We start from the raw sequence: 13,688 nt of genomic DNA on the forward strand, positions 1-13,688 counted from the left end.
TATATATTTTTGCTAAATACCTATACTCAATCTTTGAAACGGTCCCAATTTATAAGCATGAACTTATCCCCAAGTTCGGTCACCAATTGACCGGCCCCTTTTAGATTTTCTGGATTGTTAAAATATTTCTGGAGCTCACCCAGATTCAAGATCTTATAGGTGGGATGGTATTTTGAATTGTATGGCCGCTTGATGTTGTACTTCCGGACCCAATTCATCACCGAAACATGGGAGACACCCAAGATTCTTTCAATTTCACGATACGTAAGCCCCTCTAAATAAAGCTGTAAGGCCTTGTTTACGTAGTAGTCATCAATCTGCTTTCCCAATTTGGGAACCGTAAAATAGTAACCGCAGGATTTACATTTATAGCGCTGCCTCTCATTAATGACGCCTGCTTTGGTGAATTCGGAGGAAGAACAATTTGGGCAGCTTTGCATTGAATATATTTAATTAGCATAAATATACCAATTTAGCTTTAAATATTTAAACAAAAAGTGCTTTTAGAATAATGAATTCGTCAAATTAAGCCCAGTTTTATTGAAAGGAAGGCAATTTTAGGTCTGTTTGGACAAATAATCGCTTATATTCTTGAATATGCGGTCTTCGATACTGGAAATATCGCTTTTTACGAATTTTTCACCCGTAATATTTTCGTATAATTCGATATAACGGTTAGACACCGACTCGATATAATCATCGGACATTTCGGGAACCGTTTGCCCTTCCAATCCTTGGAATCCGTTGGAAATGAGCCATTGTCTAACAAATTCTTTTGACAATTGCTTTTGTGCCTCATCCTTGGCCTGGCGCTCTTCGTATCCTTCGGCATAAAAATATCGGGAAGAATCGGGTGTGTGGATTTCATCGATCAATACGATTTTACCATCCTTGGTTTTGCCAAACTCATATTTGGTATCTACCAAAATCAATCCTCTTTTTGCAGCTATCTCAGTTCCTCTTTGAAAAAGAGCCTTGGTATACTTTTCCAGCACCTCGTAGTCCTCTTTGGAAACGATACCCCTCTTTAAAATGTCCTCTCTGGAAATATCCTCGTCATGGTCGCCTTTTTCCGCCTTGGTTGCTGGGGTAATGATGGGGTTCGGGAACTTGTCATTTTCCTTCATTCCTTCGGGCATGGGTACCCCGCACAACATTCTCTTGCCAGCCCTGTACTCCCTTGCTGCATGTCCAGAAAGATATCCACGGATCACCATTTCCACCTTGAACGGTTCACAGGCTTCCCCTACAGCCACATTGGGATCAGGAGTGGCCATTAACCAATTAGGAACAATGTCCTCCGTATCCTTCATCATTTTGGTGGCAATCTGGTTCAAAATCTGCCCTTTGTAGGGTATGCCTTTGGGCATGACCACATCAAATGCGGACAAACGGTCCGTGGCCACCATCACCAAAACATCATTTTGTAAGGTATAGACCTCCCTTACCTTTCCTTTATAAACGGATTTTTGTCCCGGAAAATCAAAGTCCGTGGACATCAACGTATTCAGTCCCATATTAGAATTGATTTTGGTGCTCTATGTTTTTATAGGCATCGATGACCTTCTTGACCAATCTGTGGCGGATCACATCCTTATCATCCAAATAAATAATGCTGATACCATCCACATTCTTTAAAATAAGCAAAGCTTCCTTAAGACCAGAAATGACCCTTCTAGGCAAATCGATCTGTCCTGGATCACCTGTCAACAAAAACTTGGCATTCTTACCCATCCTGGTCAAGAACATTTTCATTTGGGCGTGGGTGGTATTCTGGGCCTCATCCAAAATCACAAAGGCATTGTCCAACGTACGGCCCCGCATAAAGGCCATGGGCGCAATTTGGATGGTGCCATCCTCCAAGTATTTGGCCAGTTTTTCCGCCGGGATCATATCCCTAAGGGCATCGTACAACGGCTGCATGTAGGGATCCAATTTCTCTTTGAGATCACCGGGTAAAAATCCAAGGTTCTCCCCAGCTTCCACCGCCGGGCGCGTCAATATGATACGTCGTACCTGCTTTTCCTTGAGCGCCTTCACGGCCAAGGCCACCCCCGTATAGGTTTTTCCCGTACCTGCCGGACCAATGGCAAAGACCATATCGTCTTTTTTGCAGGCATCCACCACTTTACGTTGGTTGGCTGTCTGTGCCTTGATCAAGCGACCATTGACGCCATGGACCAAAACATCCCCACTGCTCTTGGAAGAAGTATAATCCTCCTCGCTGGTACTGGTAAGGATACGCTCGATCATGTTCTCGTCCAACTTGTTGTACTTGGCAAATTGGCCCGTAATCTCATCAAAGCGCTTGTCAAACTCCTCAAGGAGTTCTTCATCACCATAAACTTTGATCTTGTTACCCCTGGCTACAATCTTTAACTTTGGAAAGTATTTTTTGAGCAGTTCGATGTTTTCGTTTTGCTGCCCGAAAAATTCTTGGGGGCTGATGTCCGTAAGTTCTATTATAAGTTCGTTCAAAAAAAGTGAGGTGTTACAGTTGTTTTTGAAGAATTATATTCTTTCTTTTTTAACTAATTTTACAACGCAAACTTAACCAAAAATCAATTTGAGCGGGCAAAAACATATCAACAGTATTGCATGGCAATCATAACCTTAACAACAGATTTTGGCTACAAAGATCACTTTGTGGGTGCTGTTAAAGGGGCGATTCTGGGTAACCTCCCCGATGCTACCATTGTTGATATTTCACATGCCATCAATCCCTTCAATATTCAAGAGTGCGCCTATATCCTTAAAAACGCCTATCGGTCGTTTCCGATGGGAACGGTTCATGTGGTGGGTGTCGATTCGGAATGGTCTCCTGAAAATCAGCATATTGTGGTGCAGGTGGATGGTCATTATTTTGTAAGTGCGAACAGTGGTGTGATTTCGTTGATCACTTCCGAAGTGAAGCCCGAAAAAGTGGTAGAGATCAACTTGCCCAATGCAGAACCCGGCTCTTTCCCTGTATTGAACATTTTCGTGCAGGTGGCCTGCCACATTGCCCGTGGTGGAAAACTTGAAGTCATCGGAAGAAGTTTTGATGAACTGAAAGAACTCCGTGAATTTGAACCACGAATTATCAACAATGGCAAGTCCATTTCTGGTAACGTGATCTACATCGATAACTATGGCAACGTGGTCACCAACATTCAAAAAGGTCTTTTTGAAGCTTATCGCAATGGTAGGGATTACGAAATCATCGCCCGTACCACCAAGATTAAGAAGATACACCATAGTTACAACGGAATCATCAATTACAACCTAGATCGTTCGCAGCGGATGGGGCCAGGGGATGCCTTGGCACTTTTCAACTCCGCAGGTTATATAGAACTTGCCATTTATAAGAGTGACCTGAATTCCGTAGGTGGGGCCTCTTCCCTACTCGGATTGAATTACAGAGACACCGTAACCATAAATTTCCTATAAATGTTGACCCGTATCGTAAAACTGACCTTTAAACCCGAAAATATTCCTAGTTTTGAGCAAATCTTTGCGGAAACTAAAAACGGAATCTTGGCATTTGAAGGTTGTAACATGGTGGATTTGTATCAGGATATCAATAATCCCCATATCTTCTTCACCTATAGTTTTTGGGATACGCCCGCGGATCTGGAGAAATACAGGAACTCCGATTTTTTCAAAACGGTTTGGGGCAAGACCAAATTGCTGTTCTCCGATAAACCGCAAGCCTGGAGCGTAAATAAAGTCCAATCTACAAATCCATCTTAATGTTCGCAATTTTTAAGAGAGAGGTACGGTCCTTTTTTACATCGCCCATTGGTTATTTGATCGTGGGATCCTTTTTATTGCTCAATGGACTTTTCCTATGGGTCTTTAAAGGAGAGTACAACATTTTTGATTATGGATTTGCCGACTTGGGCAATTTCTTTTTGCTTGCTCCATGGATTTTTATTTTTTTGGTTCCGGCCATCACCATGAAGAGTTTTTCGGAAGAACTCAAAATGGGGACTTTGGAACTCTTGTTGATCAAACCTATTTCGGTATGGAAACTGGTTTTGGGCAAGTTCTGGGGAGCCGTTCTTTTATGTGTGATTGCTGTAGTGCCCACAATCGTCTATGTTTTTGCCATTTCCAAATTGGGCATGACCGAAGGTAATTATGATTTGGGAATTGTATTGGGATCCTATTTTGGACTACTCTTTTTAATCAGTTCCTATACGGCCATCAGCGTTTTTGCCTCTACCCTTTCGGACAATCAGATCATTGCGTTTTTGGTGGGCATCCTGATTTGTTTTTTGATTTTCAACGGGTTTGATGCCATTGCCTCACTTTTCTCCAACGGGGAAACCCAAGAGGTTTTAAAAGGATTCGGTGCCAAGGCCCATTTCGACAGTATTGCCCGTGGGGTTATCGATACGAGGGACCTTGTTTATTTTGTATCGCTGACCTTATTGTTCCTGTATCTCACGTTTCAACGTTTAAAACAATTGCCACGCTAATGGGAAAGTTTTGGATAGCCATATTGAAAGCCGTGGTTGCGCTGATCGTATTGAATATCTTGGCGGGTTTCGTGTACACACGTTTTGACCTGACCGAAGACCAACGTTATACCCTTTCACAACCTGCTGTGGAAGTAGCCCAAAAATTTGATTCCCCAGTCATCATCGATATTTTGTTGGATGGCAATATTCCTGCGGAATTTTCAAAATTGAAGGCAGAGACCGTTCAATTGATGGAATCCTTTGCATCAAAAAATAGCAACATTACCTATGACTTAGTTAATCCCCTAGAAGATGAGGAACAGGCAGAACAGACCATTGCCGAGCTCCAAAGTTTGGGATTAAAACCTGCAAATGTCACCATTGAAGAAAACGGAAAAGTTTCCAACGAACTGGTTTTTCCTTGGGCCATGGTCAATTATAAAGATAAGACGGTTAAGGTTCCGCTGCTCAAGAACAAGCAGGGATCCACGGCCGAAGAGCGCATCAACAACTCCGTACAACAACTGGAATATGCCTTTGCAGATGCTTTTACCAAATTAAGCACTACCGATAAAAAAAGTATTGCCGTTATTAAGGGCAATGGAGAATTGGGCGACATCTACATTGCCGATTATTTATCCACAGTTCGGGAATATTACAACATAGGTGCCATTACTTTGGATTCAGTAGCCAGCAATCCCCAAAAGGTTTTGGACCAGCTCAAGAACTTTGATATGGCGCTCATCGCCAAACCCACCGAAGCGTTCACGGATGAGGAAAAATACGTGGTGGACCAATACATGGTTCAAGGCGGAAAATCCATTTGGATGATCGATCAGGTGGCCATGGAAATGGACAGCATTTATGCTGGCGGCGGAAGTGCCTTTGCCTTGCCCCGAGAACTCAACCTGAAAGACCTGTTCTTTAAATATGGGGTAAGAATCAATCCCGTTTTGGTAAACGACCTGTATTTTACCCAAATCGTCTTGGCCACGGGCGAAGGAAACGATTCCCAATACAATCCCCTGCCATGGTATTATTATCCGATGGTGTTTTCTCGCAACAACCACCCCATCAATACCAATATTGAAGCGGTGCGACTCCAATTCACAAGCCCCATGGATGTTTTGGAAAACGATTACCAAAAGACCATTCTGCTACAGAGCTCCCCATTGTCCAAAACAGACGGGGTTCCAAGGCAGATCAGTTTGGATATGATCATGACCCAGCCTGATCAAGCGACCTATAACAATGGGAACCTTCCTCTAGCTGTTTTGATCGAGGGGAACTTCACTTCCATGTACAAGAATAGAGTAAAACCCCTAAAATTGGCCAATGCCATGGAAGAAGGTCCGGCCAACAAAATGATTGTGATATCCGATGGGGACATTATAAAAAATCAACTCAGGAACAACCGTCCGTTGGAACTTGGTTATGACAAATGGACCAGCAACTTTTACGGCAATAAGGAATTCTTGGTGAACAGCACCAATTACCTCTTGGACAATACTGGGCTTATCAACATAAGGAACAAAAAAGTGGCCATTCCGCTACTCGATGTAAAGAAGATTGCTGAACAAAAAACAAAGTGGCAAATCATAAACATTGGGCTTCCAGTACTTTTGACCTTGGTCTTCGGTCTTTTTTTCGGTTTTTACCGCAAACGGAAATTTAGCGCCTAAGTGTTGATAATTTTGTTTCTTTGCTAATACCATTTAAGATATATTTGCTTTTATCGATTTTAACAGCCCCGTTTACGGTTGAATATACCTTGAACAGGCCAAAATGCTAAAGAATTTCTTTGATGAAGTTTATCGTATCCAGTACATATTTATTGAAACAACTACAGGTTTTGGGAGGAGTTATCAACAACAGCAACACCTTGCCAATCTTGGACAATTTTTTGTTCGATCTTAAAAAGAATCAACTAACGGTATCCGCATCCGATCTCGAGACCACCATGAGCTCTGTTTTGGAAGTGGATTCCGATTCCGAGGGTGCCATTGCCGTACCGGCCCGTTTGTTGTTGGATACCTTAAAAACCTTCCCGGAACAACCATTGACCTTTGTGGTTGAGGACAACAATACAGTAGAGATCAGTTCCAACCACGGTAAATATGCCTTGGCCTATGCCGATGGTGCCGAGTTTCCCAAGGCAGTGGAAGTTTCCAACCCAAGCTCCACTACTCTTTTGGGCGATATTTTGGCCACGGCCATCAACAAGACCATTTTTGCTGCCGGTAATGACGACCTTCGCCCAGTGATGAGCGGTGTGTTCTTCCAGTTCTCTCCGGAAAATTTGACCTTCGTTGCTACGGACGCCCATAAATTGGTGAAATATCAAAGACAGGATGTAAGCGCCTCCCAGGTTGCGGAATTCATCATGCCGAAAAAACCTTTGAACTTATTGAAGGGTATTTTGGCCGGTTCCGAATCCGAGGTGACCATAGAATACAACGATAGCAACGCCAAGTTCATTTTTGACCATACCGAACTTATCTGTCGCTTGATCGACGGTAAGTATCCCAACTATGAAGCGGTCATTCCAAAAGAAAACCCGAACAAACTGACCATTTCAAGGAACCAGTTCTTGAGTTCAGTGCGTAGGGTTTCCATTTTCTCGAATAAGACTACACATCAGATCCGTCTTAAAATTGCTGGGGCCGAGTTGAATATCTCCGCAGAGGATGTGGATTACAGCAACAAGGCAGAGGAAAGGCTTTCCTGCTCCTACCAAGGGGATGATATGCAGATTGGCTTCAACTCCAGGTTTTTGGTGGAAATGCTCAATAATCTCTCCTCCGATGATGTTTCGTTGGAAATGAGCTTACCCAACAGAGCCGGTATCCTTACACCCATTGATGGATTGGATGAAGGGGAGCACGTAACCATGCTTGTCATGCCTGTAATGTTAAACAATTAGAACAATACCAACCATATATGTAAAAGCTGGAACAAAATTCCAGCTTTTCTTTTTTAGAGAAATTTAATCGTAAGAAAATACGAGGGAGATTCTCCATTAGACGCCTTGACTGCATTCACTATCGGTAAGACAAACCCTAAAATGCCAGCAGCTATCAATCCTAAAATTCCCAAGCCTAATAATAATATGGCAGGAATACTGATGATGATATAAAGTATCAAACTCAATTGAAGATTGATTATCGACTTTCCGTGTTCGTTCATTCCTTCTACCCTATCTTTAGAAGATAACCAAATAATCAAAGGAACAATAAGGCTCCCAAAGCCTATAGCGTAACCCAATAATTGGGTCAAGTGCGTAATGGCCAGTAACGTATTATCCGTTCTAACCACTTTTTCATTAATAACTTCCATTTTTGATTGATTTTGATGATTTAACTTATTAGTACGCCTTTTTGCAAAAATGTTACATCGGGCCAGCTAATTCGTATTTTTGCTAACATGTCGCACACAGATAACATTGTTGCCCTAGCCACCCCTTCAGGAACAGGGGCCATTGCCATCATAAGGGTATCAGGCCCTGATGCCATCACCTTGGTGGATAACATATTTCAGTCGGTAAAAAGCAAGAAATTGACCGGGCAAAAAAGTCATACCGTCCATTTGGGACATATTGTGGATGACGCAAAGGTTTTGGACGAGGTTTTGGTGTCGCTCTTCAAAGGGCCACATTCCTATACCGGAGAAAATGTGATGGAAATCTCATGCCATGGCTCTCCGTATATTCAGCAACAGATCATTCAACTTTTGTTGAGAAAGGGCTGCCGTGCTGCTTCGGCCGGAGAATTCACCCTTCGGGCTTTTCTCAATGGCAAAATGGATTTGAGTCAAGCAGAAGCCGTGGCCGACCTGATTGCAAGCGATAGTGAAGCGGCACACGACATTGCCATGCAACAGATGCGGGGAGGGTTTAGCAATGAAATCCAAAAATTGCGCGAAGAACTGCTCAATTTTGCCTCGCTCATAGAGCTCGAGCTTGATTTTTCGCAAGAGGATGTGGAATTTGCCGACAGAACCCAATTCAATCAATTATTGGAAAGAATCAGTGAGGTTTTAAAAAAACTCATTGATTCCTTTGCTTTAGGAAATGTCATCAAACATGGCATTCCAGTGGCCATTGTGGGTCAACCCAATGTGGGTAAATCTACCCTTCTCAATGTGCTGCTAAATGAAGAAAGGGCAATTGTCAGTGATATTGCGGGGACCACCCGTGATACCGTGGAGGATCATATCAGCATTAAAGGCATCAATTTTAGGTTCATCGATACGGCGGGCATCCGTGAAACAAAAGATGTAGTGGAGAAGATCGGAATTGAACGAACCTTTGGCAAGATAGAACAGGCCAGGCTGATCATTTATCTGTTTGAAGGAGAACATTTTGAATCTTCGGTATTGGAAGAACTACAAAGAAAATACCCCAATAAGCAAATTCTGCCCATCTGCAATAAAATGGACCTTTTGAGCGGCGCTCAAATGGAAAGCATCAAACTGGCCATACCCAACGTGTTGTTCCTTTCTGCCAAGCACAAAATCGGTATCAAAGAACTGGAAAGTCAATTGCTATCATTGGTAGATTCGGGAGCGTTAAGTGGCGATACCACCATCATCTCCAATAGCAGACACTATGATGCCCTGTTGAAAGCCTTGGAGGAAATCCAAAAAGTGAAGGAAGGACTGGATATGGACCTATCCAGTGATCTGATGGCCATCGATATCCGACAGGCATTGTACCACTTGGGAGAAATAACGGGCAGCGTCACCACCGATGATCTCTTGGGCAACATTTTCTCCAATTTCTGCATCGGGAAGTAAGCCTATTATTTTTTATTTATATTTAATTGATTATCAATATTTTGTTGATAACTCATTCGTGGTATTTTCCATATCATTTTATTACTTTTTATCTTACAACATCGTATGTAGGCAAGATATCTGGAGAAATTCTCCAAAAAATGAAAGCTGGAGTCTTTATGTTCAAGATTAAAAAATATCATATTGAAATAAACGGTATCAACAATTGGTAAATCAAAACAATCCTATTTTTTCAAAATTTAAAATCCCCTTTTATCCGGCTCTGTATGTTTAAAAAGCTATTTGGCGTTTTGTTTCCCTGCTTACTTTCTATCCTCTACTTCGGATGTGTGGATCCTGTAGCTCCTGAATATATTTTTATAGGGGATCAAATAATCATAGAAGGATTGGCTTCTTCCATACCAGGCACTTCGTATGTAACTATAAATCAGACAAGTTCTGATTTTGGTATTTATCGCAATCTCTTTCAGGAAGGGGCCACGGTATCCTTTACCAATGTTGATACGGGCCAAACGTTACTCTTGGAAGAAAGAGAGGATGTGTATGTGCCTTCAGACGATTTTGCCGTAAAGCCTGGAGAATCTTGGGAACTGGATGTGGTCCTGGCCGATGGGAGAAATTACAAATCCCGACCAGAAACTGTTGTTGAGCCGGTGGAGGTTTCTGAAATTCGGGCCGAGTATGACAAAGAACTTATTTTTAGGGAAGACTCAGGGAAATTTGTTCCGGGCCATTCCATTTTGGTAGATTTTGACGATCCCCAGAGCAAGAAAAATTACTATTTCTGGCGTTTCCGTTCGTTCGAAAGGCAAACATATTGTGAGGTTTGCTACGGGGGTAATTTCAGGGATGGCGAATGTAAGCCGGATAACACAGGATTATCGGGGTATTATTTTGTCTACTATTGCGAGCAGAACTGTTGGCGGATACGGTTCAACGAAAACATTGAAATTTTTGATGACAAATTTAGTGATGGCACCTCTATCCGTAAGCTGCCCGTAGGCAACGTACTATTGTACAACAAGGAAAATATTTTGGTCCAATTGGAACAGGTTTCTGTTTCTTACGATGCCTATGAGTACTACAAAAGACTTAAGGATATTGTTGACAACAACGGAAATTTTGACGCTCCGCCACCCTCTGCGGTAGTTGGAAACATCTTCAATCCGGGCAATGCCGACGAAATCATACTGGGCAGGTTCACTGCCGCCGCCGCCTCACAGGCTTCCATTTTTATAGAGCGGGGCCAAATATTGGAAGATATGATTGAAAGTACCCTGGACCCGATATCGGAAACAGACCCACCATATAGGCCAAATATTACGACAGCACCCTGTAATGAATCGCGGACCAGGACTGCAGTTCGTCCAGAAGGCTGGATCGGTAATTAGTTTGCGCCTTTTGGTGATGGAAAATAGAGTTAACAAATGAGACCATATTATCTCCTAACCGCCTTGATCGTCTTTTCTTTCGTAAAGGAAGTGCATGCTCAGGAATACCAGATGTCATTCAAAATCTTGAGTGCGAAAACGGGTATCGGTGTGGAGAATGCAGAAATAGCCATTGAACCGTGCAGATGCGGAGGTGTCTCAGATGAACAGGGAAGGTTCTCCATCACCCTTCCCGAAGCCAGCTACCAAGTTACCATTTCCTATATTGGTTTCGGCTCCGAGGTTCGGCAAGTGGAACTGAACCAGAATATTTCCTTGGACATCATGCTTATTGAAAAACATGAAGAACTTTCCGAGGTCATTGTAAGGGCAAAGAAAATGGATGAAATCCTCAATTTGCCGCAAATGGGAGTGGTAAGTTTAACACCAAAGGACCTGAAGATGATTCCCTCTGCCGTGGGAGAATCAGATGTACTGCGCTCAATGGTCCTTTTGCCGGGCGTTAACAATGCAGGGGAAATCAGTAATGGGCTTTCTGTTAGGGGAGGCTCCTTAGACCAGAACCTGATCCTTTACGACTATGCTCCCATCTTTAATCCTACCCATCTATTTGGCCTTTTTTCGGTCTTTACCCCAGATGCCATATCCTCTACGGAGCTATATCGTGCCAACATTCCGTCCCGCTATGGCGGAAGGGCCACCTCCGTGCTCGATTTAAAAGTGAAAAATCCCTATGTGGACAAATTGAAACTGACGGGGGGAATCGGTCTGGTTTCCAGTAGGTTGAATGTAGAGACTCCTTTGGTAAAGGACAAACTGATGTTGTTCGCAGGGGCACGTGCAGGATTTACCGATTTTTTATTGCCACTCCTTTCGGAACGTCTTAAGGATACAAAGGCCAGATTTTATGATAGCACTTTAAAGCTTTTGTATTTAGCATCGGAAAAAGACCAAATTTCACTTACCGGATTTGTGTCGAAGGATTTTTACCAACTTGATCTTGTTACCCAGATCCAAAACGTCAATGCAGAAAACAATCAATATGATTTCAGTACGCTCAACGGTACCCTGAACTGGTCCCACAGTTTTTCCAACAATGCCAATCTCCGGACGGTGTTACTCGCCAGTGATTATACCCCGAAAATAATTTTCCCGGAAAGGGACATCGACAATGAGATTGTTTACAAGTCGAAAATCAATTATCTCAGTTTTATATCCGAATATTCTAAAAATGTCCGTGTTGACTTAAATTATTATATCGGGGTACAGGCCAATCGGTATACGATCAGTCCGGGAGCTTTGGACCCCGGTACTTCGGACGTATTGTCCGTCTCCTTGGAAAAAGAGACGAGCTATGAATTCGACGGCTATGCCAATATCGATTGGTCTCCCCTGGAACAGCTTTCCCTCTCGGGAGGTCTCCGTTTCAGTCATTTTGTGCTGGTCGGTCCCTACACCCAGAATTTTTTTGATGAGGTTACGGGGGAACCATTGGGTTTTACAGAATTCGAAAAGGGCGCTGGGGTCAAGACCTACAATGGCGTGGAGCCGAGACTGGGCCTAAACTTGAAATTGGGGGAAACCACTTCCTTGAAGACGAGCTATGCAAGGCTGAACCAATACCTACAAAACATATACAATAGCACCACCCCGGTACCTACCTCTCGCTGGAAGACAGCAGATCCCTATGTGCAACCGCAGAGAAGTGACAGTTACGGTCTGGGGCTTTACAAAAATCTAATGAACAATGAACTGGAAATTTCCTTGGAGGGTTATTATCGGAAGGCACAAAATGTATTGACCTATAGACCGGGGGCCGACTTCTTTCTAAGTGATAACATCAATCAAGATGTTGTTCAAGGTGAAGGCAAGGCCTATGGAGCGGAACTCAGTTTCAAAAAATCAACAGGGAAGGTCAATGGTTGGATGAATTACACGTGGTCCAGAAGTCTTTTACGATCCCAAGTAGATAAGATCGGGGACAGGATCAATAACAATAAATGGTACCCTTCCGATTTCGATAGAACACACGTTTTTAACGGGACCGTAAATTTTGAGTCTGACAAGTTCAATACATGGAGCTTCAATTTCACCGCGCAGACCGGAAGACCCTATACAGCGGCCAATGGTATTGTAACCATAGAAGGAATAGAAACGCCTTTGTTCTTGGAAAGAAACAATGCCCGTTTGCCCATATACCATAGGTTGGATTTCTCATGGAACATCAGAGGGGTAAAAAGCAGGGACAAGCGATGGTCGGGCGACTGGACCTTTACCGTCTATAACCTGTACGCAAGAAAAAACCCGTACAGCATTTATTACACACAACGTAACGGCACCGAAAATTCCGAGGTGTTCCTAAATAGTCCTTTGGGTGCCTACGAACTTTCCATTATCAACAGCCCATTGATTTCACTAACCTATAATTTTGTTTTTCAATAATTTTTGGATACTTAAGTAGTATTCGAAGCTAAAACTTGTAGACCATACCCAAGGCATAGGAACCATCTCCACTTTGAAAACTAAGCTCAAAATGCTCTTGCATATAGGGAGTTGTGAACAGATATGTGCTTCCTATACCGACCAAGGCTCCCCCAAGAACATCCCAACCATCATGCCGGTCGTTCAATCCTTCCACCCTGCTGTAAGCTACAAAACCTGCAGTGACATAGGCTGGGATTCCATATTTCCACCCATATCTTTTTTGAAGAAAGGATGCTCCTTGAAATGCAAAGGAAGTATGTCCGGATGGGAAGGCATGCCCATCAGTTCTCCCTTCTGGTCTGGGTTTATTGATGGCATACTTTAATATCCAGGTTGCGGTCAAATTTGCAGACATCGATTTTCCCAACTGCCAAAATCCTTCCTTATCTCCCTTGACCAAAACTGTAATAAGGGAAAAAGTCGTTGGGGCAAATTGGGCATAGTCCCCTACCCGTTCAATGGTCGTTTCCCTGGCAATTTCTTCAGCGGAATCTGTTTGCTGGCCAAAAGCTTTACCTGTTAGAACAAAGAATAGGGCTGTACAAATTATAAATCTTGCTGCCATCGGGTTTCT

13 protein-coding genes are annotated in these 13,688 nt (G+C 43.0%); 8 read left to right on the plus strand and 5 right to left on the minus strand.

All coding sequences use genetic code 11. From position 1 onward, the window contains the following. Positions 1–26: 26 nt before the first annotated feature. From D2U88_RS00305 to D2U88_RS00315, 3 genes are all read right to left on the minus strand, one after another. Positions 27–440 (minus strand): IS1/IS1595 family N-terminal zinc-binding domain-containing protein, encoded by a 414-nt coding sequence (locus D2U88_RS00305; RefSeq protein ID WP_119638304.1) that lies wholly within the window; start codon positions 438–440, stop codon positions 27–29. A 117-nt stretch (positions 441–557) separates the two neighbouring features. Beyond that, entirely contained in the window at positions 558–1,517 is a 960-nt protein-coding gene (locus D2U88_RS00310; protein WP_119638305.1) for a phosphoribosylaminoimidazolesuccinocarboxamide synthase, read from the minus strand. A 1-nt stretch (position 1,518) separates the two neighbouring features. Then, on the minus strand, positions 1,519–2,478 hold the full coding sequence (locus tag D2U88_RS00315; protein ID WP_119638306.1) for a PhoH family protein: 960 nt from the start codon (positions 2,476–2,478) through the stop codon (positions 1,519–1,521). A gap of 120 nt (positions 2,479–2,598) precedes the next feature. On the opposite strand from D2U88_RS00315, the gene D2U88_RS00320 reads away from it, so the two are divergent. From D2U88_RS00320 to dnaN, 5 genes are all read left to right on the plus strand, one after another. After that, positions 2,599–3,429, plus strand: coding sequence for an SAM hydrolase/SAM-dependent halogenase family protein (locus tag D2U88_RS00320; protein WP_119638307.1), 831 nt, complete (start codon positions 2,599–2,601; stop codon positions 3,427–3,429). Then, a complete protein-coding gene (locus D2U88_RS00325) occupies positions 3,430–3,732 on the plus strand; it encodes a putative quinol monooxygenase (protein ID WP_119638308.1) in 303 nt (100 codons plus the stop codon). Next, positions 3,732–4,463: a gliding motility-associated ABC transporter permease subunit GldF gene (gene gldF, locus D2U88_RS00330; RefSeq protein ID WP_119638309.1), complete on the plus strand. Its 732-nt coding sequence runs from the start codon at positions 3,732–3,734 to the stop codon at positions 4,461–4,463. The genes D2U88_RS00325 and gldF overlap by 1 nt, the downstream gene beginning before the upstream one ends. Continuing rightward, the gene (gldG, locus tag D2U88_RS00335) at positions 4,463–6,127 is read left to right on the plus strand and encodes a gliding motility-associated ABC transporter substrate-binding protein GldG (RefSeq protein WP_119638310.1); all 1,665 of its coding nucleotides are present in this window, start codon (positions 4,463–4,465) and stop codon (positions 6,125–6,127) included. Before gldF ends, gldG begins: the two co-directional genes overlap by 1 nt. Before the next feature lie 122 nt (positions 6,128–6,249). Continuing rightward, complete coding sequence (gene dnaN / locus D2U88_RS00340) at positions 6,250–7,368, plus strand: DNA polymerase III subunit beta (protein ID WP_119638311.1); 1,119 nt, start codon at positions 6,250–6,252, stop codon at positions 7,366–7,368. A gap of 53 nt (positions 7,369–7,421) precedes the next feature. Here dnaN and D2U88_RS00345 read toward each other — a convergent pair whose 3' ends face one another. Beyond that, complete coding sequence (locus D2U88_RS00345) at positions 7,422–7,781, minus strand: DUF4870 domain-containing protein (RefSeq protein ID WP_119638312.1); 360 nt, start codon at positions 7,779–7,781, stop codon at positions 7,422–7,424. Positions 7,782–7,868: 87 nt separating this feature from the next. On the opposite strand from D2U88_RS00345, the gene mnmE reads away from it, so the two are divergent. The 3 genes from mnmE to D2U88_RS00360 all read left to right on the plus strand — a co-directional run bounded on the left by mnmE (position 7,869) and on the right by D2U88_RS00360 (position 13,072). Next, positions 7,869–9,239, plus strand: coding sequence for a tRNA uridine-5-carboxymethylaminomethyl(34) synthesis GTPase MnmE (gene mnmE / locus D2U88_RS00350; protein ID WP_119638313.1), 1,371 nt, complete (start codon positions 7,869–7,871; stop codon positions 9,237–9,239). Positions 9,240–9,505: 266 nt separating this feature from the next. Then, a complete protein-coding gene (locus tag D2U88_RS00355; protein WP_119638314.1) occupies positions 9,506–10,630 on the plus strand; it encodes a DUF4249 domain-containing protein in 1,125 nt (374 codons plus the stop codon). A 36-nt stretch (positions 10,631–10,666) separates the two neighbouring features. After that, a complete protein-coding gene (locus D2U88_RS00360; protein ID WP_119638315.1) occupies positions 10,667–13,072 on the plus strand; it encodes a TonB-dependent receptor in 2,406 nt (801 codons plus the stop codon). A gap of 28 nt (positions 13,073–13,100) precedes the next feature. On the opposite strand, the gene D2U88_RS00365 is transcribed toward D2U88_RS00360, so the two are convergent. Then, complete coding sequence (locus D2U88_RS00365) at positions 13,101–13,679, minus strand: phosphatase PAP2 family protein (protein WP_119638316.1); 579 nt, start codon at positions 13,677–13,679, stop codon at positions 13,101–13,103. Between the last annotated feature and the right edge of the window lie 9 nt (positions 13,680–13,688).

The organism is Flagellimonas aequoris (genome assembly GCF_003584165.1).
Lineage (GTDB): Bacteria > Bacteroidota > Bacteroidia > Flavobacteriales > Flavobacteriaceae > Flagellimonas > Flagellimonas aequoris.

What these genes read in the sequence shown, in the direction of transcription:
- D2U88_RS00305 (WP_119638304.1), bottom strand. Translation starts at nt 440, where the DNA reads ATGCAAAGCTGCCCAAATTGTTCTTCCTCCGAATTCACCAAAGCAGGC.
- D2U88_RS00310 (WP_119638305.1), bottom strand. Translation starts at nt 1,517, where the DNA reads ATGGGACTGAATACGTTGATGTCCACGGACTTTGATTTTCCGGGACAA.
- D2U88_RS00320 (WP_119638307.1), top strand. Translation starts at nt 2,599, where the DNA reads ATGGCAATCATAACCTTAACAACAGATTTTGGCTACAAAGATCACTTT.
- D2U88_RS00325 (WP_119638308.1), top strand. Translation starts at nt 3,430, where the DNA reads ATGTTGACCCGTATCGTAAAACTGACCTTTAAACCCGAAAATATTCCT.
- gldF (WP_119638309.1), top strand. Translation starts at nt 3,732, where the DNA reads ATGTTCGCAATTTTTAAGAGAGAGGTACGGTCCTTTTTTACATCGCCC.
- gldG (WP_119638310.1), top strand. Translation starts at nt 4,463, where the DNA reads ATGGGAAAGTTTTGGATAGCCATATTGAAAGCCGTGGTTGCGCTGATC.
- dnaN (WP_119638311.1), top strand. Translation starts at nt 6,250, where the DNA reads ATGAAGTTTATCGTATCCAGTACATATTTATTGAAACAACTACAGGTT.
- D2U88_RS00345 (WP_119638312.1), bottom strand. Translation starts at nt 7,781, where the DNA reads ATGGAAGTTATTAATGAAAAAGTGGTTAGAACGGATAATACGTTACTG.
- mnmE (WP_119638313.1), top strand. Translation starts at nt 7,869, where the DNA reads ATGTCGCACACAGATAACATTGTTGCCCTAGCCACCCCTTCAGGAACA.
- D2U88_RS00355 (WP_119638314.1), top strand. Translation starts at nt 9,506, where the DNA reads ATGTTTAAAAAGCTATTTGGCGTTTTGTTTCCCTGCTTACTTTCTATC.
- D2U88_RS00360 (WP_119638315.1), top strand. Translation starts at nt 10,667, where the DNA reads ATGAGACCATATTATCTCCTAACCGCCTTGATCGTCTTTTCTTTCGTA.
- D2U88_RS00365 (WP_119638316.1), bottom strand. Translation starts at nt 13,679, where the DNA reads ATGGCAGCAAGATTTATAATTTGTACAGCCCTATTCTTTGTTCTAACA.